23 protein-coding genes are annotated in these 25,814 nt (G+C 52.8%); 16 read left to right on the top strand and 7 right to left on the bottom strand.

The window, feature by feature from the left end; genetic code table 11:
- Nucleotides 1-58: 58 nt before the first annotated feature.
- The 3 genes from ACOSDM_RS12750 to ACOSDM_RS12740 all read left to right on the top strand — a co-directional run bounded on the left by ACOSDM_RS12750 (nucleotide 59) and on the right by ACOSDM_RS12740 (nucleotide 3,910).
- Nucleotides 59-781 carry a ferredoxin--NADP reductase gene (locus tag ACOSDM_RS12750; RefSeq protein WP_420724916.1) on the top strand — a complete coding sequence of 241 codons (723 nt, stop codon included), beginning with the start codon at nucleotides 59-61 and terminating at the stop codon, nucleotides 779-781.
- Between the two features lie 12 nt (nucleotides 782-793).
- The gene (locus tag ACOSDM_RS12745; RefSeq protein WP_420724915.1) at nucleotides 794-2,155 is read left to right on the top strand and encodes an MATE family efflux transporter; all 1,362 of its coding nucleotides are present in this window, start codon (nucleotides 794-796) and stop codon (nucleotides 2,153-2,155) included.
- A gap of 255 nt (nucleotides 2,156-2,410) precedes the next feature.
- Nucleotides 2,411-3,910, top strand: a complete 1,500-nt coding sequence (locus ACOSDM_RS12740) for a CoA-acylating methylmalonate-semialdehyde dehydrogenase (RefSeq protein WP_420724914.1) — start codon at nucleotides 2,411-2,413, stop codon at nucleotides 3,908-3,910.
- Nucleotides 3,911-3,965: 55 nt separating this feature from the next.
- On the opposite strand, the gene ACOSDM_RS12735 is transcribed toward ACOSDM_RS12740, so the two are convergent.
- Complete coding sequence (locus tag ACOSDM_RS12735) at nucleotides 3,966-4,817, bottom strand: helix-turn-helix domain-containing protein (protein ID WP_420724913.1); 852 nt, start codon at nucleotides 4,815-4,817, stop codon at nucleotides 3,966-3,968.
- A 195-nt stretch (nucleotides 4,818-5,012) separates the two neighbouring features.
- Between ACOSDM_RS12735 and ACOSDM_RS12730 the strand changes: the two genes are divergently transcribed.
- The 3 genes from ACOSDM_RS12730 to ACOSDM_RS12720 are packed head-to-tail and all read left to right on the top strand — an operon-like array spanning nucleotide 5,013 to nucleotide 8,480.
- Entirely contained in the window at nucleotides 5,013-6,524 is a 1,512-nt protein-coding gene (locus tag ACOSDM_RS12730) for a glutamine synthetase family protein (protein ID WP_420724912.1), read from the top strand.
- Between the two features lie 25 nt (nucleotides 6,525-6,549).
- The gene (locus tag ACOSDM_RS12725; RefSeq protein ID WP_420724911.1) at nucleotides 6,550-7,887 is read left to right on the top strand and encodes an aromatic ring-hydroxylating oxygenase subunit alpha; all 1,338 of its coding nucleotides are present in this window, start codon (nucleotides 6,550-6,552) and stop codon (nucleotides 7,885-7,887) included.
- Nucleotides 7,887-8,480, top strand: coding sequence for an aromatic-ring-hydroxylating dioxygenase subunit beta (locus ACOSDM_RS12720; protein ID WP_420724910.1), 594 nt, complete (start codon nucleotides 7,887-7,889; stop codon nucleotides 8,478-8,480). Before ACOSDM_RS12725 ends, ACOSDM_RS12720 begins: the two co-directional genes overlap by 1 nt.
- Before the next feature lie 133 nt (nucleotides 8,481-8,613).
- Here ACOSDM_RS12720 and ACOSDM_RS12715 read toward each other — a convergent pair whose 3' ends face one another.
- A complete protein-coding gene (locus ACOSDM_RS12715) occupies nucleotides 8,614-9,597 on the bottom strand; it encodes an AraC family transcriptional regulator (RefSeq protein WP_420724909.1) in 984 nt (327 codons plus the stop codon).
- Between the two features lie 138 nt (nucleotides 9,598-9,735).
- Here ACOSDM_RS12715 and ACOSDM_RS12710 point away from each other — a divergent pair, with 138 nt between their 5' ends.
- Nucleotides 9,736-10,620: an NmrA family NAD(P)-binding protein gene (locus tag ACOSDM_RS12710; RefSeq protein WP_420724908.1), complete on the top strand. Its 885-nt coding sequence runs from the start codon at nucleotides 9,736-9,738 to the stop codon at nucleotides 10,618-10,620.
- A gap of 311 nt (nucleotides 10,621-10,931) precedes the next feature.
- Here ACOSDM_RS12710 and ACOSDM_RS12705 read toward each other — a convergent pair whose 3' ends face one another.
- A complete protein-coding gene (locus ACOSDM_RS12705) occupies nucleotides 10,932-12,038 on the bottom strand; it encodes an ABC transporter substrate-binding protein (RefSeq protein WP_420724907.1) in 1,107 nt (368 codons plus the stop codon).
- Between the two features lie 129 nt (nucleotides 12,039-12,167).
- Nucleotides 12,168-12,983 carry a HalD/BesD family halogenase gene (locus ACOSDM_RS12700; protein WP_420724906.1) on the bottom strand — a complete coding sequence of 272 codons (816 nt, stop codon included), beginning with the start codon at nucleotides 12,981-12,983 and terminating at the stop codon, nucleotides 12,168-12,170.
- Nucleotides 12,984-13,400: 417 nt separating this feature from the next.
- Between ACOSDM_RS12700 and ACOSDM_RS12695 the strand changes: the two genes are divergently transcribed.
- From ACOSDM_RS12695 to ACOSDM_RS12670, 6 genes are all read left to right on the top strand, one after another.
- Nucleotides 13,401-15,203 (top strand): hypothetical protein, encoded by a 1,803-nt coding sequence (locus tag ACOSDM_RS12695; RefSeq protein WP_420724905.1) that lies wholly within the window; start codon nucleotides 13,401-13,403, stop codon nucleotides 15,201-15,203.
- A gap of 247 nt (nucleotides 15,204-15,450) precedes the next feature.
- The gene (locus ACOSDM_RS12690) at nucleotides 15,451-16,305 is read left to right on the top strand and encodes an ABC transporter permease (RefSeq protein ID WP_420724904.1); all 855 of its coding nucleotides are present in this window, start codon (nucleotides 15,451-15,453) and stop codon (nucleotides 16,303-16,305) included.
- 3 nt (nucleotides 16,306-16,308) lie between these two features.
- On the top strand, nucleotides 16,309-17,079 hold the full coding sequence (locus tag ACOSDM_RS12685; RefSeq protein ID WP_420724903.1) for an ABC transporter permease: 771 nt from the start codon (nucleotides 16,309-16,311) through the stop codon (nucleotides 17,077-17,079).
- A gap of 18 nt (nucleotides 17,080-17,097) precedes the next feature.
- The gene (locus tag ACOSDM_RS12680) at nucleotides 17,098-18,183 is read left to right on the top strand and encodes an ABC transporter ATP-binding protein (protein WP_420724902.1); all 1,086 of its coding nucleotides are present in this window, start codon (nucleotides 17,098-17,100) and stop codon (nucleotides 18,181-18,183) included.
- Nucleotides 18,184-18,238: 55 nt separating this feature from the next.
- A complete protein-coding gene (locus tag ACOSDM_RS12675; protein WP_420724901.1) occupies nucleotides 18,239-19,150 on the top strand; it encodes an NAD(P)-dependent oxidoreductase in 912 nt (303 codons plus the stop codon).
- Nucleotides 19,151-19,388: 238 nt separating this feature from the next.
- Entirely contained in the window at nucleotides 19,389-20,030 is a 642-nt protein-coding gene (locus ACOSDM_RS12670) for a TetR family transcriptional regulator C-terminal domain-containing protein (protein WP_420724900.1), read from the top strand.
- A gap of 65 nt (nucleotides 20,031-20,095) precedes the next feature.
- Here the strand turns inward: ACOSDM_RS12670 and ACOSDM_RS12665 are convergent, their stop codons facing one another.
- The 3 genes from ACOSDM_RS12665 to ACOSDM_RS12655 all read right to left on the bottom strand — a co-directional run bounded on the left by ACOSDM_RS12665 (nucleotide 20,096) and on the right by ACOSDM_RS12655 (nucleotide 23,193).
- The gene (locus ACOSDM_RS12665; protein ID WP_420724899.1) at nucleotides 20,096-21,613 is read right to left on the bottom strand and encodes a tripartite tricarboxylate transporter permease; all 1,518 of its coding nucleotides are present in this window, start codon (nucleotides 21,611-21,613) and stop codon (nucleotides 20,096-20,098) included.
- 3 nt (nucleotides 21,614-21,616) lie between these two features.
- On the bottom strand, nucleotides 21,617-22,090 hold the full coding sequence (locus ACOSDM_RS12660) for a tripartite tricarboxylate transporter TctB family protein (RefSeq protein ID WP_420724898.1): 474 nt from the start codon (nucleotides 22,088-22,090) through the stop codon (nucleotides 21,617-21,619).
- A 131-nt stretch (nucleotides 22,091-22,221) separates the two neighbouring features.
- Entirely contained in the window at nucleotides 22,222-23,193 is a 972-nt protein-coding gene (locus tag ACOSDM_RS12655; protein WP_420724897.1) for a Bug family tripartite tricarboxylate transporter substrate binding protein, read from the bottom strand.
- Nucleotides 23,194-23,441: 248 nt separating this feature from the next.
- Between ACOSDM_RS12655 and ACOSDM_RS12650 the strand changes: the two genes are divergently transcribed.
- From ACOSDM_RS12650 to ACOSDM_RS12640, 3 genes are all read left to right on the top strand, one after another.
- Nucleotides 23,442-24,311 carry a fumarylacetoacetate hydrolase family protein gene (locus ACOSDM_RS12650; RefSeq protein ID WP_420724896.1) on the top strand — a complete coding sequence of 290 codons (870 nt, stop codon included), beginning with the start codon at nucleotides 23,442-23,444 and terminating at the stop codon, nucleotides 24,309-24,311.
- 81 nt (nucleotides 24,312-24,392) lie between these two features.
- Nucleotides 24,393-25,094: a GntR family transcriptional regulator gene (locus ACOSDM_RS12645; RefSeq protein WP_420724895.1), complete on the top strand. Its 702-nt coding sequence runs from the start codon at nucleotides 24,393-24,395 to the stop codon at nucleotides 25,092-25,094.
- A 12-nt stretch (nucleotides 25,095-25,106) separates the two neighbouring features.
- Entirely contained in the window at nucleotides 25,107-25,757 is a 651-nt protein-coding gene (locus ACOSDM_RS12640; protein WP_420724894.1) for a polysaccharide deacetylase family protein, read from the top strand.
- The last annotated feature ends 57 nt before the right edge of the window (nucleotides 25,758-25,814 follow it).

Here is a 25,814-nt window from a genome sequence, read left to right as displayed (position 1 = left end):
GCGGCAAACAACAAGGTGGGGGTGCGCTCCCACCTTGTTGTCATGACGGGAGAATTGCATGCCTGAATGGCTGAAACGGCTTCTGCGTCCGGCTTATTTCCGTATCAATCATTGGCGCGGAAATCCTGGACAGGAAATTTACACGCTGGCGATTAGGGAGATTATTCATGAATATGATGATGTCTGTACATTCATCCTAGATCGCCCGGCAAACCTGAATTTTCAGGCGGGTCAGTATTGTCACGTCATTGCCCCCGGTGCGATCCTGGACAATCATCATGTTCAGCATATCTCATTTGCCAACGCGCCCCATGAGGATCGGATCATGATCAGCATGGATCTGGCGTCTGGATCCCGATTCAAGCGGCGGTTTCAGAAAGCGGCGATTAACGACACGCTGGGCCTGTTTTCCATCAGGGGTGAGTTCATACTGGACGCGGATGCGCAAGGCAGGCCGGTGCTGTTCATCGCGGGTGGAATCGGCATTGCCCCTATCCGTTCCTTAATCAGTCACATAGAAGCGCAGGGCACCCCCGAATGGTCTCTTGTCTATGCCGGTCGGAATCACCTCTACAAGGATTTCTGGTCGCCCTTTACGGGCCGGGTTTCGCTAGCCAATCGACAGACGGTTTTCACATCGATTGAAGCGTCCCTGCAAAGATGTGCGGCCCCCCTGGTTTATGTCTGCGGAAGTGGTGAATTCCTACGTGATATTAACACATTCCTGGTTGCACAGGGAATTCCAGTCGAATCCATCCATACAGAAAACTTCACCGATTGAGGGAGACCAGATATGGGTGAGGCTTTCCAGCGCAAATCCCTGTTCCAATTGACCCTGCCCCTGTTTTTGTTTGGCATCATGTCGGTCGGGGTGACATTCGCGGACACGATGTTATTGGCGAATTATTCTGATGACCTGGCAGCCTCGGTCAGTATGGCAAATCAGGTTCTTGGCATTGGCTATGATCTGTCCGGATTGATGTCGGTCGGGGTTTTAATTCTGATTGCACAATTTCTCGGCCGAAACGACGTTGCTCGTGCCCGCGAAATCGCCCAGATCGGATTTATCGCCAGCGCTTGTTTCGGCGTGCTGATTGCAGCGGGTGTGGCAGGAGGCGCTACCTTCTATACAGACTGGATCAATACGCCGCCGGAGATTCGCGATGGCGTCCTGCTTTATATCTATAGCATCTCGGTGACGCTGATTCTGTATGGCTTTATCAACACGGCAATTGCCACCTTGCGTGGCTTTGGTCGGACGATGGAGATACTGTGGTACGGCGTGATCGGTAATGTTGTTTATCTTGGGGCGAAATATGTCTGCGTCTATGGAGTCTGGATTGTCCCAGAAATGGGAATCCATGGTGCAGCGCTGTCAACTGTCATCATTCGCGGCGTTAACTTATGCATGTTGATCTGGTTTATGAAGGCCAAGCTGGGACTGACCATTCTTCGCATTCCAAAGGATATCTGGCCCAATTCTATTCGAATATTGAAACTTTCCTATCCCAGTGTCGGGGAGGCGCTGGGCTATCAATTCTATCAATTGTTCCTGGTGTCCCTGATTGCGGGGTTGGGGGTGACGGCGATTCTGACGCGATCCTATGCACTGACCATTACCCAGCTTCTGGCGATGATTATCGTGGTGATGTCTTACGGGAACGAAGTGCTGGTCGGCTATGACAAGGGGGCATCGGATAACGAAACAGCCTTTCGGCGTGGCCTGAAAACCGCTTTGATGACAGCAGGGGGTGTAATGACCATCGCTGGTCTGCTTTGGTTCTTCAGTGATTTCCTGGTGGCATTGTTCACGCAGGATGCTGCTGTTATCGCATCCGTACATTCTATTCTGTTGCTGCATATAATCGTGACGCCATTCCAGGCGATAAATCTGATCCTGTTTAATTCTTTGAAAGCCACGGGTGATGTTAATCGTCCGGTCATCCTGAATCTGACGATCACCCTTGCCTTTGCCCTACCTTTGGCCTGGCTTTTCACAGGGGTGTTGGACCTTGGGGTTCAGGGCCTTTGGTATGCTTTCATCCTAGAGGAGATATTCAAGGCAACAGCCATGCTTTTGCGATGGGGCTATCGATCATGGCAAAAGCTGAAGCTCTTGGAGGATACAGACGGAGAGACATCACTTGCTGTTTAATCGCTGCGGTTTGCGCTTGGCTATGCGCAGGGTTGAATGTTGCCGGTTTCAGGGCTATTGAAAAGATGGTGATGTCAAATATTCCCGCTGTGTCGTCGCTGAATTTAGCATAATCTTCAACAGTTTATTCTCGTTTGATTGTGTTCTGCTGGGCCAGGGGGAGAGTGATTGCTGCGCGCTGAATCGGGGCGTGCAATCATGATATCGAGCATAATCGGGTAAAACTTAGCAGCACTGAAAAAGGAAGAGTTCAACATGCAGGATATTGGGCATTTTATTAATGGGCAGCGTGTCGCCGGGAAAAGTGGACGGACCACGGATGTCTTTAATCCGGCAACCGGTGAGGTTCAGGCCAAAGTCGCCCTGGCTAATGCGGATGAGCTGAATGCCGCGATTGAGAATGCGAAAGCTGCACAGCCTGCCTGGGCGGCCCAGAACCCGCAAAAGCGTGCCCGTGTCATGATGGAATTTGTACGCCTGTTGCACCGGGATATGGATAAACTGGCAGAGGCCCTGTCGCGGGAACATGGCAAGACCATTCCTGATGCCAAAGGCGATGTGATCCGGGGCCTGGAAGTTGCGGAATTCTGCATCGGCGCGCCGCATCTGCTGAAGGGTGAATTCTCTGAAGGGGCGGGCCCCGGCATTGATATTCATTCTGTGCGCCAGCCCTTGGGTGTGGTCGCCGGGATCACACCGTTCAACTTCCCTGCCATGATCCCGATGTGGAAATTCTGCCCGGCAATCGCCTGTGGCAACGCCTTTATTCTGAAACCATCAGAACGGGATCCAAGTGTTCCCCTGATGCTGGCGGAACTGTTGATGGAAGCCGGGCTGCCGGCCGGGATTCTAAATGTCGTCAATGGCGACAAAGAGGCCGTTGATGGTATTCTGGATCATCCTGATGTCATGGCGGTTGGCTTCGTTGGTTCTACACCGATTGCCGAATATGTTTACTCACGCGGATGCGCCAATGGTAAACGGGTGCAGTGCTTCGGCGGGGCCAAGAACCACATGCTGATCATGCCTGATGCCGATATGGACCAGGCTGTCGATGCCCTGATCGGGGCCGGCTATGGTGCCGCCGGGGAACGCTGCATGGCGGTATCGGTTGCTGTGCCGATTGGTCAGGAAACAGCGGATCGTTTGGTTGAGAAATTGAAACCCCGTGTTGAGGCCCTTAAAATTGCGCCCTATACCGCTGGCGATGATGTTGATTTCGGCCCATTGGTAACACGCGAAGCCTATGACCGTGTCCGCAATTATGTGGATATCGGGGTGAAAGAAGGCGCTGAACTTGTCGTCGATGGCCGTGATTTCAAATTGCAGGGCTATGAGAACGGCAATTTCATGGGCGGCTGTCTGTTCGATCACGTCACCAAGGAAATGCGGATTTATAAAGAGGAAATCTTTGGTCCGGTTCTGGCCGTTGCGCGCACAGATACCTATGAAGAAGCGCTGGACCTGGCAATGACCCATGAATATGGCAATGGCGTTGCCCTGTTCACACGGGACGGTGATGCGGCCCGGGACTTCTCCAGCCGTATCAATGTCGGCATGGTGGGGATCAATGTGCCGATCCCAGTTCCAATCGCCTATTATACCTTCGGTGGCTGGAAGCGGTCCGGCTTTGGTGATTTGAACCAGCACGGACCGGATGCCTTCCGCTTCTATACGCGGACCAAGACCATCACATCCCGCTGGCCGTCAGGCATTAAAGATGGGTCGGAATTTACCATCCCACTTATGGGATAAAACAGTAATTGGTGATTGGGGGCGGCGGTTGGATTCACTGCCGCCCCCGGTTGCTCTAACGATGCAATCCGTCCGCAATCATTGTGCGGCGAAAGGCATTCGGGTTGATCCCGATCTGAGATTTGAAAAATCTGGAAAAATTTCCTGGCGTTGCGAAATGAAGGTCTTCGGCCAGATCCGCCATTGGATCTGACGATTGCGTCAACAGGGTGATGGCCCGCTCCATCCGTATGGCATTGCTGACGCGGTTTGGCGTTACACCGGTGCATTTCTTGAACAGATCAAAGAAGTGCGGGCGCGACAGGCCAACTTCTTCAGCGACTTCGTCCAGTTGGGGTGGCGCATTGGAACTGTGCAACAGGTGCATCGCGCGTCGGATGCGATAGTCATAGGCAACCCGTCTCCCCTCTGGTGATGGGGACCGCAGGGTCCCTTTCTGTAGGGCCTGCACCAGATCCACCAACAGGCCAGAAAGATCGCCTGTAATGGACACGGGGTGGATGGATTGGGTCGAAGAAAGGATCAGATCATGCAGATGATCTGTGATGCAATTGGCCCAATCAGATCGATCCGCGATAGGGGAGGGAAAGAATCGCCCGAAACTGTCCAGGCCATTTCCCAAGCCCATATCACGCAGCCATTCCGGTTCTAGATACAATGTCAGAAACCGTGTTGGGGCCTGTCCAGGAACCGGCGACCAGGCATGGGGTTCCCAGCGATTGATCAGAATGGCGGTGGAGTGTGTCGCGGGGTATAGGCGTCCCTTGACCGCAAATCCGGTATTAGATCCCCCAACTTTCAGAATGATATGCAGATGATGGTGCACATGGATCGCCAGCGGCGCATCCATATCCATGACGCCGATACGCCCAAAGGGGCCAAATGCAGTTGCGATAGGGTCGGACATTCTTCTGTCTTGCCTGTTGCGATCTGAGGGTAGCCTAGCATACCGGCGGCCGGGCACAATGCGTCTTGGGTTTCCAGTCTCGCGAATTAATCCAGAAAATCAGACTTTTTGCTAATTTTGCCGGGCTTGGGCTCTAGGATACAGGATCAAGCGCCCGTATTCTGCCAGCGGTGTTTGGTAAGGAGCCGCTCAATCATGGGGAATGAAAAGGGGCCGTCAGAGGCGGATGGTTTTATCGCACGTCACGGGTTATGGGATGCGCAACAACACAGTCTGGTTCAGGACTGTTTGGATCGAATTCAGCACGAACAGATCACGCTGATCCGGTTAATCTGGTGCGATACCCATGGCATAACCCGGGCAAAGGCGGTAACGCCGCAGGCATTCAAATCGGTGCTGGTCAATGGCTATAGCATCGGGGCGGGCAGTTGGAGTCTGGATGCGTCTGGTGGGCGTGTGTTTCAGACGTTCACTGCAGGCGGCGGCATGGGCCTGTCTGAGATGACAGGATCGCCCAATCTGATTTTGGTGCCCGACCTGACCAGCTTCCGCCTGGCAACCTGGGCACCGGGTGTCGCCCTGGTGGTTTGTGATGATTACTTTCGCGATGGACGGCCGTTTTATTTCTCCCCCCGCCACATCCTGCGCAAGACGCTGGCGCCATTGGTTGATCGCGGGATTACGCCGCTGATCGGGCTTGAAATTGAATGGACGTTGATGCGTCTTTCCGATCAGGGCGTGATCACAGCACCGGAAATCAATGGTCCGGGACAGCGCGGCGCGCCCCCCAATTGCCTGCCAGCAGAGCCTGGATTTTCCTATGATTCCGAAACAAACCTGGATCGCGTGCAAACAATATTGAGCACCTTGACGACGCATTATTCCGATCTGGACCTCGGGTTGCGCTCTTTGGATAATGAGTTGGGGGCGGGTCAGTTCGAGTGCACTTTCTTTCCGAAACCAGCCTGGGAAGCGGCGACGGACGCCTTGATCTTTCGCAGTGCGACGCGCCAGATTTGCCGCCGTCATGGTCATCTGGCCAGCTTTATGACCTTCCCGGATGGGGCGGGCCTGTTTCCCAGTGGGTGGCATTTGCACCTGTCCTTGACCGATAAGAAGACTGGCCGGAATCTGTTCATGCCAATAGAGGGGGAGGCCTGCCTATCGCCAATGGGGATGAATTTTCTGGCCGGGCAATTGGCCCATGCGCAGGAGGGGATTGCCTTTGCAACGCCCAGCGTCAACGGATATCGGCGGTTTCGGATGAATTCTCTGGCCCCTGATCGGGTGTCCTGGAATGTGCAGCATCGCGGGGTAATGTTACGGGTTCTAGGTGGCGCGCAGGATCCCGCCAGCAGGATCGAAAACCGCGTGGGGGAACCTTGCGCGAACCCCTATCTGTTCATCGCGGCCCAGATCGCAGCGGGATTGGACGGTATGGATCGGAACCTGACCCCCTGGGCCGCGGATGACAATCCCTATCAATCGGATCGCCCGATGCTGCCGACATCCCTGAAGGATGCACTGGATGGGCTGCAGCAATCCAGTTTCTATCGGCACACTTTCGGGGACGTCTATATCGACTATTTCCTGCGCATGAAACGGGCCGAAGTGGTGCGGTATGAAGCATTCTTGAAAGAGGATGGGGGGGATCCGACCAAAGGTGTCACCGCATGGGAAATGAGGGAGTATTTCGATGCCTTCTAAATCCAGAACCGGGGAGGATGACAGGATGCCTGATTTTGATTTTGAGGCGCTTATCCATGAAGAAAAGGTGCATCGCAGCCTGTACACCGATCCAGATATATTTGCCCTGGAATTGACGCGGATATTCGGCGCGACATGGGTTTATCTGGCCCATGAAAGTCAGATTGCCAACCCGTATGATTTCTTTCAGACGAAACTGGGGTTGAGGCCGATCATCGTCACGCGGGATGGGGATAACCAGATCCATGCCCTGTACAATCGATGCACCCATCGCGGGGCGACGGTATGCCGTCAGGCGAAAGGGTCAACACGATCCTTTCGGTGCCCCTATCACGGATGGTCCTACAGCATCGCGGGCGACTTAGCCGGGGTGCCGTGGCGTGAAGGCTATGCCCGCAATCACAAGGAAGACAACCGGTTTAATCTGGCCCGAATTCCCCGCGTCGAGTCTTATCGCGGTTTCATTTTTGGCACTTTGAATTTGGAGGCAGCGCCGTTGGTTGAGCATCTGGCCGGTATACGGAAACCGATCGATGATTGGCTTGACCGTCATCCGGGCGGCAAAATCGCCGTCTGTGAGGCGAACCGGATGAAGTTCAAGGGCAATTGGAAGCTGGCCTATGACAACAGCGCCGATGGCTATCATGTGATCTTTTCCCATCGGTCCCTGTTGATGATGGAAAACCGCTTTTCCCCCGATGATGAAAAGGGGATGTCATTCTATAAGCAGCATCCCGATGATGGCCCGATCCGCGTGCATTACTATGGCAATGGGCATCATTTCAAAGACAAGCGCCCGACCCTGGCGAACCATCCAGGCGCCCTGTGGCAGATTGAGGGGAAACATCCGGGCATGGAAGGGTATGAGGCCGACTTGCGAGAGAAGTATGGCAAGGAAGCAGACTATTATCTGGACCTTGCGGCGGGCATTCCCATGAACATCAATGTGTTTCCCAATCTGCTGATCCTGGGAAATCACATCCAGGTTCTGGAACCACTGTCCTATACGGAAACGGCAACGACCTGGTACGGGACCGCCGTGGTCGATGAGGAGAATGCGTTGAACGGTGCGGCGGACGCCATCAATGCCCTGCGCATGCGCACACAGGAACAATTCCCGCTGTTTGGCGAAGTGGATGACCTGACCAATTTTGAAGAAATTCAGGTCGGTCTGGGGGCGGAGGAAGACCCCTGGGTCTATATGGATCGCGGGCTGGGATTGCCCGACCGTTTCACTGAGGCAGACGGTGTGATTTCCGGCCCCGCGACAGACGAAGTCTTCATGCGGGAATACATGAAGCATTATAAAAAGCTGATGATGGACGATCCAACTCTGTCAATCTCACGGGGAGGAGCGCAGTAATGGTAACCGCTCCTTTCAATCCTTCCGAGACATCTCATTACGTCACAGATGTTTACTACGCGGATCTGGTCGCTGCTTTTGCTGGCTGGGATGACAGCGCCGTGCTGTGTCATGAACCCCTGGTGTTGGCTGGTGCTGAAAGCCTGCTATATCGGGAGGCGCGCTATCTGGACCAAGCACAGTTCAAGCTATGGTTGGACCTGTTCGCCCCGGAATGTATCTATTGGATTCCAGGGACCTGGGACCGGGGGGATCCAAGGCGGGAAATCACCTTCGCCTTTCATGATCGGCGGCAATTGGAAGATCGGGTGTACAGATTGGAAACCGGCTATGCTTGGTCGCAACAACCAGCCAGCCGCACCAGCCGCCTGATTTCGAATATCGAGGTGTTCCAGACCGACCAACCCAATGTCTTCATGATCCGGTCAAACTTCAATATGACAGAGTTCTGGAATGGCGAGTTGCGTCCCTGGGTTGGCTATGCCGTCCATCGCGTTGAGCAGTTAAAGGCAGGCGGATTCCAAATTCTGGCAAAGCAGGTGAACCTGCTGAATTGCGACCAGAATATACGAAACCCCAGCGTGACCCTCTAATCACTCGCCCTTACGACATGTATAAAAGATACACCCTGCCAAACTGTTCAAACAAACGGGGCCATCTCTCTGTACTGAAGACGCCAGCGATTGACGCAGGGCGGCTAATTGCCCTGTAAACCAGGGCTGATACTCAATTAATGAAATGATCGCGACCATGAAGGAGCAGGTTGTTTGGAGACGACCGGCGTCGTTGATCCGTGGTGCCGTCTTTGCCATGGCGACTGTATTGCCGGGGTGAACATCCCATCACCCGCTTGAAGGCTGTGCCGAACGCGCTTTCGGATTCGTAGCCGAGCGCCGAAGCAATTGTGGGGATTTTGTCTCTCGACGTTGCCAGTCTTTCACTGGCGAGCAGCATGCGCCAGCGTGTCAGATAGTTCATGGGCGTCAGTCCAACGGTCTCCTTGAATCTAAGTGCGAACGCTGTCCTGGACATGCCAATATTTTGAGCCAGTGCCTGCAGAGTCCAGCGGCGTGCGGGATCAGCATGTATGAGGTCGATCGCTTTTCCCATCTGCTTGTCGGCCAGGGCAAAGAGCCATCCCACGCGGCCCTCAACCGCTTCACTTAGATACAGCCGCAATGCTTGGACGAGCATTAGATGCGCCAGGTGCTCCGCCACTAGGCTGCTTCCCGGTTGTGCATCCCGCACCTCTTGTCGCATGCGCTTAAGAATCCAGCGCAGGAAAGCCTGATCCGCTTCATTGCGAATGTGTATGATCGGCGGAAGTATGCCGAGCAAAATATCGGTGTGATCTCCGACCAATGTGAAGCGGCTGCCGGCAAGAAAAAAGTCGCCCCCGCCATTGCATTTCGCAATTCCGCCACGCCGTGCCGGCTCAAAGACTGTATTCGCATCGATAGACGGCACGCTGAGGTCACTTGCGAGCTGGAATGGCCTTCCTTTTGTCAGAAGAAAACAATCCCCCGTCTGAAGATGCACGGGGTCGGATACGCCTTCCATGGCCAACCAACACTGACCGGAAATTAAGGCGTTGCACTTGATGCCTTCGTAGCTGGGAAATTGGACTGACCAATCGCCGCCCGCTTCAAAGCCAGCGGAAACATAACTATGGGGTTTCAACAGAGCGAGAATATCTGAAAGGGGATCCATTTGATCATTCTGAACGATTGCGATTAAAAATAGAACTGTAAAGCATAGACCGTTCATTTTCCAGAGGTAATTATAAGATACCTAAGGGCAATCGAGCCCATTACTAAGACCAAATTCTGAAATCATTAGGAGATTCCCTTGATTGTCATTACTGCGCCCACGGGCAATATCGGTAGCCAGGTTCTTGCAAATATTCTCGATAGCGAGGAGCGTATTCGTGTGATTGCGCGAGATCCTTCCAAACTGGCTCCGCAAGCGCTGAATCGTGTCGAAGTGATCGAAGGTTCTCACCGTGACTCTGCTGTTGTTGCGCAGGCTTTCGAAGGCGCCGACCGTGTTTTCTGGCTCGTGCCAGCCGACATGCGTGCGCCAAGTGCCGAAGCGGCCTATTTGGACTTCTCGCGAGCGGGCTGTGATGCGCTTAAGGCATTCGGCGTCAAGCATGTGGTTGGCATCTCAGCGCTTGGGCGCGGATGGTCGAAGGATGCGGGCCATGTTACGGCAACTTTGAAGATGGACGATCTAATTGCAAGCACCGGCGTTAATTATAGAGCCTTGGCCTGCGCCAGTCTCATGGAGAATGTCATGCGGCAATCTGCGTTGATCAAGGATCATAGCGCATTCTACTGGCCAACTCCTGTTGATCTTAAAGAGCCAGCATGTGCCACCCGCGATGTCGCCGCAGTAGCAGCACGCTTGCTGCTTGATCCGTCCTGGACGGGCGTTGATAGCATTCCGATGCTTGGTCCAGAGGATATCTCCTATCATGAAATGATGGGAATCATTTCGAAAATGACAGGCAAAACGGTGCAGTATCACTTCATGAAAATGGACGATCTGAAATCAATGATGATCAATCGCGGTGCGTCGGAAGGTATGGCGCAATCCATGGTCAACATGATGACAGCCAAGAACGAGGGTATGGATCATTTGGTAGAACGCACGCCGTCTTCTTCTTACGATACACCGACCGGCTTCCGCCAATGGTGTGAAGAGGTGCTAAGGCCTGCGCTATTTGGGTAAATCATAAAAATGGTTGGGCTTCAATGAAGCGTTCGCCCTGATGATCTGTGGTTCTGTGAACGGACTGTGCTTCATAAATCCGTTTCCACGTGAAAAATAGCGAGGTTTAAAATCTTTTCACTAGAATGGAACAAATAAGGCGTGTGAGGCTATATGCGCAAACTTTGACACTTCATTGTGAAAACAGTCAACGTCTCCGCTTAGTCCACCTGCCCGAGTTTTATGACAGTGAGGTAAGGCAATCAGGTATTTATTAAGCAATCAGGGTGAGGCGCGCGCGTCAGCCCCTCCTTCCGACGCGCGCGGCCTCGTTACGACAGCTTCACTTCGTCAAACACGGCCTGATACTTTTGGCGAATGTCTGATGAAATTTCACGCTGGAACTTAGAGGTTGAGATGACGACGTCCGGATCTGTGATCCCCAATTCAGCGAGTCGTTCATCGGTTACGGACTCATATGCTTTGGCATTGCCGCTGCCATAGCCATAGGAGTTGATCAGGAAAGCGCCAACTTCTGGTGACATATAGGCGTTGATGAATTCATAGGCCAGGTCTTCCGACCCGCTGCCACCATTCATCATGACAAGACCGTCCGTCCAGGTGACAATGCCTTCCTTGCATTTCATCAGGGCCATATCGATACCCTGCTTGCGCAACATGGCGACAGACGCATTCCAGCCATAGGCAGCAACGATCTCTCCATTCGCAAAGGCCTGTTCCATATCGGTCTGGCTGGACCAATAGAAGCGGACCAGTTCCTTTTGCGCCAACAGGGCTGCTTTCGCTTTCGCCAGCTCCGCATCACTCATCGCCCAGGGATCTGCCGCACCGGTATAAAGTCCCCCGACAATCAACAGGCCTTCCAGAGAATCGCGTGACGCGATGCGCCCCTTATAGCGTTCATCCCATAACAAGCCCCAGGATTCCTCCGTCACTTCTACCTTGTCGCGGCGATAGATGACCGAGGAATTCCCCCAACTCAAAGGGGCTTCCCACAATTGGCCGTCCATCGTAACGATCTGTGATAATTCAGGAAAATAGTCATCAATATGGGTCAGGCGAGACCGATCAATTGGCTTTAACAGCCCGGCATCGCGATACTTTCCGACGATAAAACTGGTATGGTGACCAAGATCCGGACGGAAGCCCGCATGGACCTTCTGGAAGCCTTCTTCATCGGACCCCATCAAGGTGAAGTTTGGCGCAGGATGGGCATCGAAATAGGCCGGGGCCATTTCTGGAATGTCATATCCAGACCAGGACAGGATGGTCAAAGACCCATCTGCAAGTGCGCTGCCGGACCGTGTTGTCGTCGCAAGACCAACACCGACGGCCCCCATCATCTGAAGTAAACGCCGACGTGTAACGCGCCCGCATTCCAATTCGTCAATCAACCAACGCTGTAGACCACCTTTCATGTCATCCTCCCTTGCTTCATGTATCTCCCAGTCAAACCATAAGATAAAGTTTGACGGATGTTCAACAAATTTATTTTCTAACGCTTGTAGAACGATTAATTTCCGGCGCCGGAAGAGGCTGCCCGAAGGTTACGCTGTCGCAGTGCTTTCGCGTCCATAAACGGTTGCATTGACTTCCGGATCGCCAATTACACCGGGTTCGAACTCATAGACAAATACGCCCATGATCCGCATTTTATCTCCCTTCACTTCAGAGACGCGGTGCAGGGAATTACAGCCCCGGAATATACACAGGGACCCCGCATGACGGGCGACAGAGACTGCGTCTTGTGGGCATTCACCCATCACAACCTTGCGCACATAATCATAGTTTTGATCGTCATCACTGCGCGTATTGGGCACCAGTTGGAAGTCGCCACCGGCGTCCGGGGCCTGAAGCATCAGGGTCATCGTGAAAGCATTCACGGAATCGAAATGCCAGGATGATCGATCCCCATTTTCATAACATAACAGGTTTACGGGTTGGCAGGGATCTTCATTGTCGTACAGCTTTTCAGCCCCGACGATGTCAGCGATGAAGGACCGCGCAACATCCCAGTGATACAGTGTCTTGACCGGGGAGTCTTGGGGGATCAGATCATAGGCGATCATCCGCGTGCTGGCATCCATCATCAGGTTTTGAGGGTGATCTTCCGGTAGAGACGGATCCCCCTTGCGATGCAGATAACAATTGCGGCGCGATTTATTGTGATGGGCTTTCACTCTGGCGGCCTTTGCATCTGCAACGGCTCGTTCCAATGCCGCAGGGCGAATGAAATCAGGCAGCGATACATATTGATTTGCGTCCAGTTCCCGCTTCAGCCGGGCCACAATTTCAGCACGCGCCAGGCTGGCCGGGTCTTGAATGGGATAGGCATCAAGATTGATGACATCTTCTGGGCGCATAAAGGCATTTCCTTTTCATATCGCTTAACAGTGAGGCAGAGCGTTACAGAAAATGCTGCAACATTCAATATAAATTTGTTGGACGTCCGTCAAAGAAAATTAATAACTGTTATAGGTTTTACTGATTTAGTTGCATTTTTAGGACCTTAGGTGATTTCAGTATGAAAAGGGCGCAGTCTACCATTGAAGGATCGACGTCTCTTGATGGGCTGCGGGGACTATCGCCGTGTTAGTATTCGTTTGTTAAGCAAAACCGTCTCAATCTTGATCCAGATATAATCACTGATTTTTATACTCAAAATCTGACCGCATCTTCTATGATCAATGGTTGCGGAATTTTTTATTTAACAATCGACAGAAGCGCATGTTTGTATAATTCTATATAATTGAAATCACTCTAAATGGGCGGATGTAATAATGAAGGATTTAACGACTGAGCCTCTTCCTGCAGATACTCTTGAAGCTATAAAGTCAGGTGATCTTTATGCACTTTTGTCTGTGTGTAGTGATGATGATCTTGCGCCATTGGTAGAGGTCGTTGTTGGTCGTGTTACGAACTTTCTCGATCAAGATGATGATTATAAAAAACATTCTCCTGCGCATTCCAAGTATCACCGCCAAATTGGGAATGAGATTCGACTATTCGGCGGTAACTCCTTTCGTAATATCTTCCGTGGGAATGAAGGGCCACCTTACGATGAAATTGTAGTCGATGTGTGTAAGAAGCTCGACATACCCTATGAGAAAGGCAATTTGCTGAAAAATGAGAACAATCTGCTGACGATTTATCTTGAGCGCCAATGGAAAAACCTCACTGCTGAGGAACAACAGGAGGTGATGGCAGAAGCCCGACGCACGGCCTCAGGGACGCTCACGACTACCAAAGCCATCGCGAAAACGACTGTTCTTTTTGCACTGACCCGATTGCACCCAATTGGTTGGGGCGCGTTTGTCTTCGATCTGGCCGAGCCCGCCTTTCGGGTTACTGTTCCATGTGTTCTTCACATTGCTTATCTGAGAAAGAGAATTCTCGATAGTCACGCACCGACTGACGTAAAAATCGAAGATGCTTTTGATTCGACTCTCCCAGTTTTGGTAAGAGAACTACAGTTCGAGCGTTCCGATTCACTGGAGATTTCTGACGCGCAAAATGTCCCGTGCTTGTCGATGACGCAAATTACAGACCCAGGCCCAGTGCAATGGAATAGTGTTGGTGAGGAAGACAGTTGCATCAGCCGACTCTCCCCTCTGCTTTCGGCTGTACCCGGGGTGGCGACAGCAATTGAAGTTGCAAACACCCATTATATGGAAGTGGTCGTTAAGGGAAGTTTGCAGAAAGGAAAAGATGGAGCCTTTTCAGCCGTCGTTCGCGCGTCCAATGGCACAATTTCAGAACATGCAAAATTGTTCGAACCATCAACACTATCAAGCATCGTTAATGCTGGGGCAGTATTCCAAATCGTATCTGTCGCCGTTGCACAAAAGCACCTAGCTGATATCAGCCGAAAACTGGATGATATCAAGTCGGGTGTAACGAAAATACAACGCTTTCAGGAAGAACATCGGCGGTCCGCTATTACGGGTGCAATTCGTTACATGGAGCAAGTAGCGCAGTCAGTTTTGGAAGGAGAATGGACTGAAAGCATTCGTGTTCAGATCGAAAGCCATGAAGCAAGATTGCTGGAAGTGCAGGAGCATATTCTTGCTGATATTCGCAGTGACAGTGATCGAATCTTGGAACTGAAGGATAAAGAAGGGTTCGGTTCGAAGGGGTTGGAAACGATAATTCGGGACCATCAGAAACTCATGTACGATCTATACAATACCTTACTTCTTTGTATACGCGCGCGTGCCTGTGGCTGGCAATTACTGACTGTTTTTCCAGGTGAAGAGCGATTGAAACAGTTTAGGAAGCGCGACATTCAAGATGCAATCCTCATGCTTGATGCGGGCGGTGATCTGTTAAAGCAAACAGACGGCAAAATGCAACGCACGATCGGCGGTTTGTCATCCGTATGGAACACCAAGCTGACACTGAATGAGCGCAAGTTGTCTCTGTTAGAATGGAATGATGAATTGTTGAAGCAAATTGAACTTTGCCGCCTGCAAGTTGAGAGTGATCTTAACTCAGCTGAAGCTTTCATGATGGAGCGTCGGCAGGCGACGACAATGCTGTTGAAAATTGAGGGCGATAGAATAGTAGGCATGAGCCCGGTTTGAGTTACGGTTTTACGCCGCCAGCATTGCCCTCTGAAGAAGCAGAACTCACTTCAGAGAAGGAAGACATCTACCTATAAAAAGGGGGCGTTTAAGAAAATTTTATAATGATCAGACAATAAATTTCAATAAAATATGTTGGACGACTGACAAATTTTTTAATAAAGTCGTTGTTGCGTTACGCCAAATGAATAGCCCAAGATACAAAAACTAAGGACGGAAGTGAATTTCGTCAGGATGGGGACAGCGCATGTCACGGCGTTCCAATAGCCCGTATTTCTTATTGACGCCAGCAATGTTGACGACCGTTGCGACGCTGGCAATTTGTATGGTGGTGCTGATGGTGCTGGCAGTGGCGCGCCAGAGTTACCTTGATATCGATCTGACATTCTCCACGCATAATGTTGAATTGGCCCTGACCAGTCCGCTGATATTAAAATTGATGGTAAAGTCAGCATTGATCTCATTTGGTGTGACACTTCTGTCTCTGGTGTTGGCCTATCCCATTGCGTATCTGCTGGCCTTTGATTTGACCCGCAACAAGCTGCTGTGGCTGATGCTGTTCACCCTGCCGTGTTGGATCAGTTATCTTTTGCGTGTCCTGTCTTGGAAGCTGATTCTTGGCTATCAGGGGATGATAAACACCAGCCTGATCGGGTTGGGGATTGTGGATCAGCCTATAGAAGCCCTGCTGTATAATTCAACATCCGTGGTGATCGCATTGACCCATGCCTGGGCGCCATTTGCGATCCTGCCAATATATGTCAGCCTGGAGAAAATAGACCGGTCCCTGATCCGCGCATCGGGGGATTTAAGCGACACACCGATGCAGACCTTCTTTCGGGTGATCCTGCCGCTTTCTCTGCCAGGGGTAACAGCGGCCTTTGTCTTGGTGTTTATCCCGACTTTCGGAGATTACGTGACGCCCCATTTATTGGGGGGGCCGACCGGGGTTATGATCGGAAACTTTATCGCCATGCAGTTTGGCGCCTCTAACAATTGGCCTTTGGGCGCGGCTGTCGCGCTGCTTGCCATGCTGGTCGCAACGCTGCTGGTCTGCATTTTCATCGCAGGTTCCAGGCAAGCCATTAAGGCAATTCGGTAGGTCATGATGCGCAAAGTAAGACTCTTCTATGCAATGATTTATTTCATTGTGCTGTATTTACCGATCGTCTTGATCATCGCCTTTTCGTTCAATGATTCTGTTTATATCGCCTTTCCATTGAAGGCGTTCACACTGCGCTGGTATCAGGCGGCAATGGAGAACCAACAGCTGCTGTCGGCGTTTTCCAACAGCATGATTATCGCGGTGACAACGGCAATTCTTGCGACATTCAGCGGCATGCTGGCTGCCATGGCGACCACCCGCTATCGGTTTCGGGGGCGGTCTTTGGCGACGGTTTCACTTTTTGTGCCTTTGGCTTTGCCGACGGTGGTGACGGGTGTCGCATTATTGTCGATCTTCATGATGACGGGGCTAGGCCTGTCGCTGGCGACTGTCATTTTGGGGCATCTGATGATTTGCACGCCGTTTTCCTATGGCGTTCTGGTTTCCCGGTTTGACGGGTTGAGCCCGGATTTTGAGCGTGCCTCCATGGATTTGGGGGAACCGCCTCTGGCAACCTTCTTCCGTGTCACATTGCCCCTGGCCATGCCCGGCATTGTGTCCAGCCTTTTGCTGACATTCACGATCTCCTTTGATGAGTTCATTCTGGCCTTCTTTCTGTCCAGTAATTCACCAACCTTGCCGGTCTTTATGTGGAGCCAGATGCGGTTCCCGGACCGTCTGCCGCTTGTCCTCGCATTGGCCAGTGTCGTGATCATTGTGTCTAGTATTCTGATTGTGATCTCGCAGCGGCTAAGATCGAAACAGGCTTAATTTTTTAAGGACTTTACTATGACGGATGATTTCATCTCCTTACGGTCGATCCGAAAGACTTATGGGCCTGTGATCGCGGTGGACAATGTCGATTTGGACATTGCCAAAGGATCCTTCTTTTCCCTGTTGGGGCCGTCTGGCTGTGGCAAGACGACATTGCTGACTATGCTGGGCGGCTTGGACAGGCCAACGTCGGGGCGGATCATGATCGATGGCGTCGATGTCACGTCGGTTCCATCCTATCGACGCCCGACCAACATGGTGTTTCAAAGCTATGCAATTTTTCCGCATCTCAGTGTTGCGGATAATGTGGGGTATGGCCTGCGCCGCCAAAAGCTGGCCCGGGCGGAATGGCAGCGCAGAGTCGATGCAATGCTGGAACTGGTGCATTTGGAAGGATATGGCGACCGCAGTCCCTCGCAATTATCGGGCGGGCAGATGCAGCGTATCGCCCTGGCGAGGGCCCTTATTGTACAGCCTAAAGTCTTGTTACTGGATGAACCATTATCGGCGCTGGACAAGCGCCTGCGTCAAAGCATGCAGATAGAATTGCGGGCGATCCAGCGAGAAGTCGGCATCACTTTCGTCTTCGTAACCCATGATCAGGAAGAGGCGCTGACCCTGTCCGATAAAATTGCGGTCATGTCCAAAGGAAAGGTTCTGCAATGCTGTCCGCCAACCGATCTGTATGATCTGCCCGTCAATCGAGAGGTCGCAGAATTCGTTGGTGAAATGAACCTGATCCCCGGCATTGTACAAGCGCAGGAGCCCGGATTTGTTTCCATCACCATGCCGTGTTTCGGGGACCTGCAATTTCCCTCCGGCGATCGACGATTTGCGAAGGGGGATAAGGTGCTGGTCGCCATCCGACCGGAGAATTTTACGATCGCCAAGGATTCGAATGGGTTAAGCCTGAGGATCATCAACCGCGCTTATTTCGGAACACATCTGCACTTCATGATGACGGGGGATGGCCTGGAAACGCCTTTGACCGTATCTGTCCCCTCTGCAGTGGCCAGGGCGCATGGCAAGGCCGTGGACAGCGATCAAATGACCGTTCAACTGGTGCCTGAATCGGCCGTGATTCTGCCCCAGATGGCGTGAGTTTTTCTCGTCCCAGGCTCGTTTTCACACACACAATAGAACAGGACACATAATCATGCGTATTGGCTTTATCGGACTTGGGACAATGGGCGGCGCGGCCTCTTTGAATCTAATCAAGGGCGGGCATGAGCTGACCGTCTGTGATTTGGATCGTAATCGTGGCAAGGCGCATTTGGAACTGGGTGCACAATGGGCGGACACACCGGCCCTGGCCGCTGCGGGTGCCGATGTAATATTCACGATGGTGTTTGGCCCGAAACAGATTGAATCCGTGTTGCGCAGTGAGAATGGACTGCTCTCTGCGATCCAGCCGGGGCAGGTCTGGATCGATATGACCACCAATGAACCCACACTCAGCCGGGCGCTGGCAGCCGAAATTCATGCCAAGGGGGCCATCGCGGTTGATGCGCCTGTAACAGGCGCTGTGGATGGCGCGCGCAATGGCAATATGACGCAATTTGCAGGCGGGGATGAGGCGACGATTGAGCGCCTGCGCCCGATGATGGAACTGATGGGACCCGTGCATTTTATGGGGCCGAATGGATCCGGGGCGATCACCAAGCTGGCCAGCAATCAACTGTGGGCCATTCATGCGACCGCCATGGGCGAAGCATTGGTCATGGCCGTGAAATCCGGTGTGGATCTGAAACGCGCCTGGGAAGCATTAAAGATCGGGGCATCGGAAAGCTGGTGCATGCATCACGACGCGCCCTCTGTCTTTCAAGGGCATTATGATCCGTCCTTCACATTGGATCTATGCATGAAGGACCTGAATTTGATCGTAGGGGCCTGTGATGCCGCCGGGACGGAAGCCAGTGTCACGCGCTTGGTACGGGATCGCTTCCTTAAGGCGCAAACCACCTATGGCGGGGACAAGGGGGAATTGCATGTTGTAAAACTGGAGGAAGATGCTGCAGGCCTTTCCTTGCAAATGGAGGGAGATTGGGTCCCGCATTGGCAAAAATAACCAGGCGGAAAGAGCAGGCGGGAAGAATAGGTGTCCGGCAGGATGGGAAAATGTCAGCGCCCATGCCGCCAGAAGGGGTGCGGTGCGTTCATTCTTCCAGGCAAGCCGGCCCTTACCAGCTTCTGGAATTGCCATAGTCCGGCGGAACAGGGTACTGTTAACCTTGGTTGAAAATATGCCGGACATCCAGCTTATCAAAATGATTTAAGTGCTGGTGTTACGTTGCTGGGAGAAGAATATGCTGGAAAAGCGCAAGGCGAAAGAGCGGCCCCGGACGCATCCTGAGATTAATGAATATCGACGCAATGCGCTGATTGAGGGCACCATCCGGTCTTTGGCGGAACATGGTGTCGCTGGGACTACGGTCCGTTCTATCTGTGCCGAGGCAGACAGTTCCCGTGGCTTGATGAGCCATTATTTCGAAAGCAAGGAACATCTGCTGGAGATTGCGTTTCGGCACCTTTATGACACGGCGGCAAATTATGTTGCTAAATGCCAGGCTGCTGTCGGGGATGATCCGGAAAAGCAATTGCGTGCCCTGCCAATGGCGGTCTTTTCTCCCAAGGTTAATACGCCCTTGATACGCAATGCCTTCATTACTTTCTGGCATGAGATTCGGTTTAATCCGCTGGTCCGGGAAGCGAACAGTGAAAGCTATCGTGCCTATCAGGATCGAACGGAAACATTGTTCGCCGCCGCCGCCAAACAGCACGGTATTACCATTGATGCCCGTCAGGCGTCGATTGGCCTGATAACAATGATCGACGGGCACTGGTTGGTCTTGTCCACCTATGAACGCATGACATCGCGTGACCGCGCCATTAAGTGCTGCCAGAATTACATCGATTTGCAATTGGGCATTCCTGTCGCAACGGCATAGAACACCCCGCCTCACGGTAAGTGCGGCGCGGGTTTGCGGTCATTGGCTTTGGTTCCCGGCCTTTGTTACCGTTGGCTGGCCATCCGAATGTAACGCATCAAAGGCTTCCGCAGCGGCATCAACAGCAGCAGCAGGCAGACAAGCAACAGGCCCACACTGACTGGTCGATCCAAAAAGACCGTCAGGTCGCCGCGTGATATGACAAGCGAGCGCCGCAGGTTTTCTTCCATCATCGGGCCCAGAATAAAGCCCAGCAGAACCGGTGCGGCATTGTAGTTCAGGCGCATTAACAGATAGCCGACCAATCCAAATACCAAGGTTACAAAGACGTCCAGCACATTATTGGCGACGCTGTAGGACCCGATGCAGATAAAGAAGATCACAACAGAATACAGGATGCGCGCAGGCACGGTGATGATCTTTACCAGCAACCCGATCAAGGGCAAATTCAGGATCAGCAGCATAACATTGCCAATCCAGAAGCTGACAATCAGGCCCCAGAACATGGCAGGTTGCGCAGAAATGAACTGTGGCCCGGGAATGATACCGTGCATGATCATGGCACCCAACAGGATTGCCATGACCACATCCCCTGGAATTCCCAGGCTGAGTGTCGGGATAAAAGCCGCCTGGACGGAGGCATTATTTGCGGCTTCGGGCGCAGCGACGCCTTCAAGCGCGCCAGTGCCAAACTTTTCCGGCGTCCGGCTGACCTTTTTTTCCATGGCATAGGCCATGAAGGCCGCAACGGTCGGCCCGGACCCTGGCAATGCCCCAATGATGGATCCAATCCCCGTACCACGCAGGATGGGTCCCCAAAGCCTGCGTAATTCATTGCCTCTAGGTAACATATCGCGGAAGGAAACATGCCTGACTTCGGGGTCAGGCGCGCGCGCCCCGTTCTTGGCTTCGGCCAGTTTGGTGACAATTTCGGCGATACCAAACAGGCCCATCGCGATGGATATCAAACTGACACCCTCGGTCAGGCCCAGAAATCCAAAGGTAAAGCGGGGGACGCCGGAATTTAAATCCAGCCCGACAATGCCCAGCACCAGACCAAAGGCCACCATAACCAGCGCCTTAAGGGTAGATCCATTCGACATGGTACAGGCCGCGATAAGGCCCAGCAGCATCACGGAAAAATATTCCGTTGAATTAAATCCTAGGGCGAAATCGGCGATGGTGGGGGCAAATCCCATAACCAGCAGCACCGCCAGCGAACTGCCGCAAAAGGACGCGACGGCATTGATGAAAAGGGCCAGCCCGGCACGCCCGTTCTTTGTCATCGGATAGCCGTCCAGGGCCGTCACAGCGGTCGATGCTGTGCCCGGGAGGTTCAGCAGGATTGAGGTAATAGAGCCCCCATATTGCGCGCCATAGAATATTCCCGCCAGCATGATAAGGGCGACTGTTGGGTCCAGGCCAAATGTCAACGGAAGGGCCACGGAAATGGTGACCATTGGCCCAATGCCCGGCAGGGCCCCGACAAAGGTGCCAATCGACACGCCGATAAAACAATACAACAACGCGTCATAGGAAAACGCGGTTTCCATTCCAAGCGCGAGATTTGACAACAGTTCCATGATTTAACTCGTTCCCGTGAACCAGGAGATAAGATCTGGTGAAATAGGCTTGAACGGAAGTTGCAGGGCGGCAACAAACAACAGATATCCAACAACACACAGCCCGATGATCGTGCCCAACAATGTCAGGGGACGAATGCGTTCGTGATTGGCCAGTGCCGTCAGTATCACCAGGGCCGCCGTAGCGGGGAACAGGCCGGTCGTTTCGACCAGCGCCGCAAACGCCCCGATCGCCAATGTGATCAACGCCAATCCGCGCAGATTTGGTGGTCCGTCATCGCGTTTTTCCTGGCGTTCGAACAGGATTCCAATACCAAGAACGGTAATAATCACACCCAGACACAGCGGCAGAAATCCGGGTCCAATGCGGCTCATTTTTCCAATAGACAGATCGATTCCGCTGTAGACCAGAAACAGCCCAAAAGCGATGATCACGAATGCGAATAGCACCTCGGAAAGATCGTTCTTACGGATCATCAGATGCTCCAATGGGGTGAGAGATCGATGCCAGAGCATCCTGTGTTTGCCAAGGCGTACACAGAATACTCTAGCATGATATTGGTGTGCCGTGTGAACCAGCCACAGTTATTGACTGTTGGCGCGTTCTATCAATCGGCCTTTGCCTTGGCGGCATCTGCAATTCCGCCCCATTTCTGAACTTCAGCAGAAATGAAACTCTTCAAGCCGTCCAGAGGGACATCACCTTCAGTGATACCGCTGCGGGCAAAATGTTCGCGCACTTCATCGGCATTGAGTGCTGCTGTAACAGCCGCACTCAGCTTATTGGTGACATCATCTGGCATGTTCGCCGGACCATGGATCAGCCACCATGCAATCAGGTCGAAACCGTCATAGCTATCGTTGATCGGTGGAACTTCGGGGGCGACAACGGATCCCTTGGCACCGCTTACGCCCAAGGCACGCAACTTGCCAGCTTCAACATTCTTCTTGGCGGAAACCGGATGGTTGAACATGAAATCCACTTCGCCGGACATCACAGCAGCCAGTCCGACAGCCCCGGATTTATAGGGGACATGGATCATTTGGCCACCAGTCAGCACCTTAAGCAGTTCACCTGCCAGATGAGTGGATGTGCCATTACCGGTCGATGCGAAGGTAATGCCATCACCGGATTTGGAGCCCGCAACTAGGTCTTCCAGTGTTTGGAATTTCGATTCTGCGCCGACAACAAGCAGTGTTGGCGTATATCCGACGAAGGAAATAGGCGTTACATCTGCTTCTGGATCATAGGGCAGATCCTTGAAGATTGACTTGTTGATAGCAAGCGTACCGACCGTGCCCATGGCAATTGTGTAACCGTCTGGGTCCGCTTTCACAACTTCACTGGTGCCAACGCTGCCCCCGGCCCCAGCACGGTTCTCAACGACGATGGGCTGGCCCAGATTTTCCGACATAACCTTGGCGATCAGGCGGCTGACAGTATCCGTAGACGTACCGGCAGAAAATGGCACAACCATGGTGATGGGGCGATCCGGAAATTCTGCGAATGCTGCATTCCCGACAAAGCTGGCGGACGCTATTGCGGCCACAGCAAGGACTTTCTTAAATACGTGTTTCATATTTCCTCCCTTTGGAATCCCCAACATGTTTGAAAAACCAATTGGTGACTTCCTTGTTGGCACTGTTGTTTTACGGCCAAACCGAAGCCCGCCGCTGATGCAAACAATATTGGAGGCATTGCGGGAGTCAATAAAAAATCGATATTTTGTTTTATATTGATTTTATTGTGTTCATCGTTATTTTCAAATACCTCAGTTCCAGGTTGGCAAGTGCCTTGTCGACTTTATTCAAATTTCAGTGAGGGCAAATGCGCTACGTAACGTATAAAAAAGAGGGAGCGCCACGGCTTGGCGCACTTACAGATAATGGAATCATCGACATTCAGACACTGGTGCCAGAAGCCCCGGAAGCCTTGCGCGGATTGATTGCTGCCGATGCATCCATGCGGGACCGGGTTGCCAGCGCCGTTGCCGGCGCGCCGAACGGGGATTGCCTGCCCTTGGCGGATTGTCTCCTGCTACCCCCTGTTATGGACCCGGGTAAGATCATCTGTCTTGGATTGAATTATGCAGATCACGCCAAGGAAGGCGGCCATGCCATTCCCGACTATCCTGCCATGTTCCTGCGGTGTACCACGTCCATGATTGGTCCCAATGACCCTATGATCCTGCCTGTCTGTTCTGAACAACTGGACTGGGAAGCAGAATTAGCAATCGTGATTGGCAAACGATGCCGTCATGTCAAGAAAAGCGACGCAGCATCGGTTATCTTTGGATATACTGCGATGAATGATGGCAGTATCCGTGAATATCAGCGTAAATCAGCACAATGGACGGCGGGCAAGAATTTTGATGGTACCGGCGCATTGGGTCCCTGTGTGGTCACGGCAGATGAATTGCCGGCCGCTGCCAGTGGCCTTAAAATTCAGACGCGCCTGAATGGGACTGTGATGCAAAGCTCTAACACCGATCAAATGATCTTTGATGCTTTCCGAACCGTTGAGATTCTGTCTGAAATCATGACACTGGAGCCAGGCGATCTGATTGCCATGGGAACGCCCAGTGGCGTCGGGCATGCAAGGCGCCCCCAGGTTTGGATGAAGGCCGGCGACCGGGTTGAAGTTGAGATTGAAAATATCGGTCTGCTGTCCAACCCGATTGTTGCAGAGCAGGTTTAGACCAAACCAGTTTATCGCATAAGGGTTAAGAGTGAGTGAGAGTATCGCGGTGGTATCAACCAGGCTGAAAGGATAGGCCTTATGGCTACGACGACGGATGAAAGCCGGTTCCGCTCCAGGACCAGTGAGACGTTCACGCGTATCCGAGAGGATGTCATCAGCGGTAAATTTGCGCCGGGTACCAAGCTGAAGATTGAGGAAATAGCCCGCGCGCTGGATGTCGGTGCGACACCGGTGCGCGAGGCCCTCAGTTCACTGTCTTCCGATGGTCTTGTGGTGCGACAGGATCAGCGCGGCTTTCGGGTCGCAGAAATCAGCGCCAGCGAATTTGGAGAGTTGTTGGATATTCGCTGTCTGGTCGAAGAACGGGCGTTGCGACTGGCAATTGAACGCGGTGAGGCGGATTGGGTGGAAGGCATCGTGCTGGCGCGGCATCGTCTGAAATCCTCGTCACGCAGCGGTGAATTCGACCTGGAATGGGAGCGGTGCCACAAGAGCTTTCACATAGCGCTGATTGCTGCTTGCGGTTCCAGCATCTTGCTGCGGCTGTGCAATCAATTCTTTGATGAAAACAACCGCTATCGCAGCATTGCCCGCACCAGCAGTTCAGACAGTCGTGATGTCGGCTGTGAACATGAAGCAATCACTGACGCCGTTCTGGCGCGTGATGCGGATCTGGCTGTAACGCTGCTGCTGCAGCATTACCGGCGCACCGGCAAGATGTTGCAGGACGCCCTGATTAGCAAAGCCCAATCGAGCCTGTCGGATGCGGGCACCTCATAAGGGAGAGTATGAATGGCCCGTCGCCTGACCTATACGTTTGACAATGGACCCTGGCCGGGAACGACCGAACGCTTGCTGGATTTCCTTGCTGAGCGGGAGATCAAGGCGACTTTCTTTGTGGTCGGGGAGCGCTTGCAGGACCCCGAGTCCCGGCGCCTGACGGAACGGGCCTGGCAGGAAGGCCATTGGATTGGCAATCACACATTGACCCATACAACGCCGCTGGGTCGCGATGGCGACAGGGCGCGGGTTGAACGCGAAATTGGTGAAACCGAGAAATTGCTGGGCGATATGGCACATCCCAGAAAGTTCTTTCGCCCGAATGGCAGCGGGTCCCTGGGATCCCATATCCTAAGCCCCGATGCGCGGGATTTTCTGGTCGAAAACAAATATACGATGGTCACCTGGAACAGTGTTCCCCAGGATTGGATCGACCCCCATCGCGACTGGCTGGACCGGGCTAAACAGGATCTTGAGACCCTGGACTGGCCGTTGCTGGTGCTGCATGACAAATTCATTGGCGATATGGTGGATACCCTTACACAGTTCCATGACCACCTTTTGGATCAGGGCGTAGAGGTCACACAGGATTTCGATCCCACCTATCTGCCGATTGATCAGGGCGTCACCCGACCCGACCTTGCAGACCTGGTCAGCGCCTAGTGTGGTGCGCGATTATTTGGAATCACCAGGATCTCTTTATCGGCCTGTCGGCTAGAA

Source organism: Hwanghaeella sp. LZ110 (assembly GCF_048892525.1).
Lineage (GTDB): Bacteria > Pseudomonadota > Alphaproteobacteria > UBA8366 > Aestuariispiraceae > Pacificispira.
Note: the sequence above shows the minus strand (reverse complement) of the source record. Positions and strands in the feature narration are given on the sequence as shown.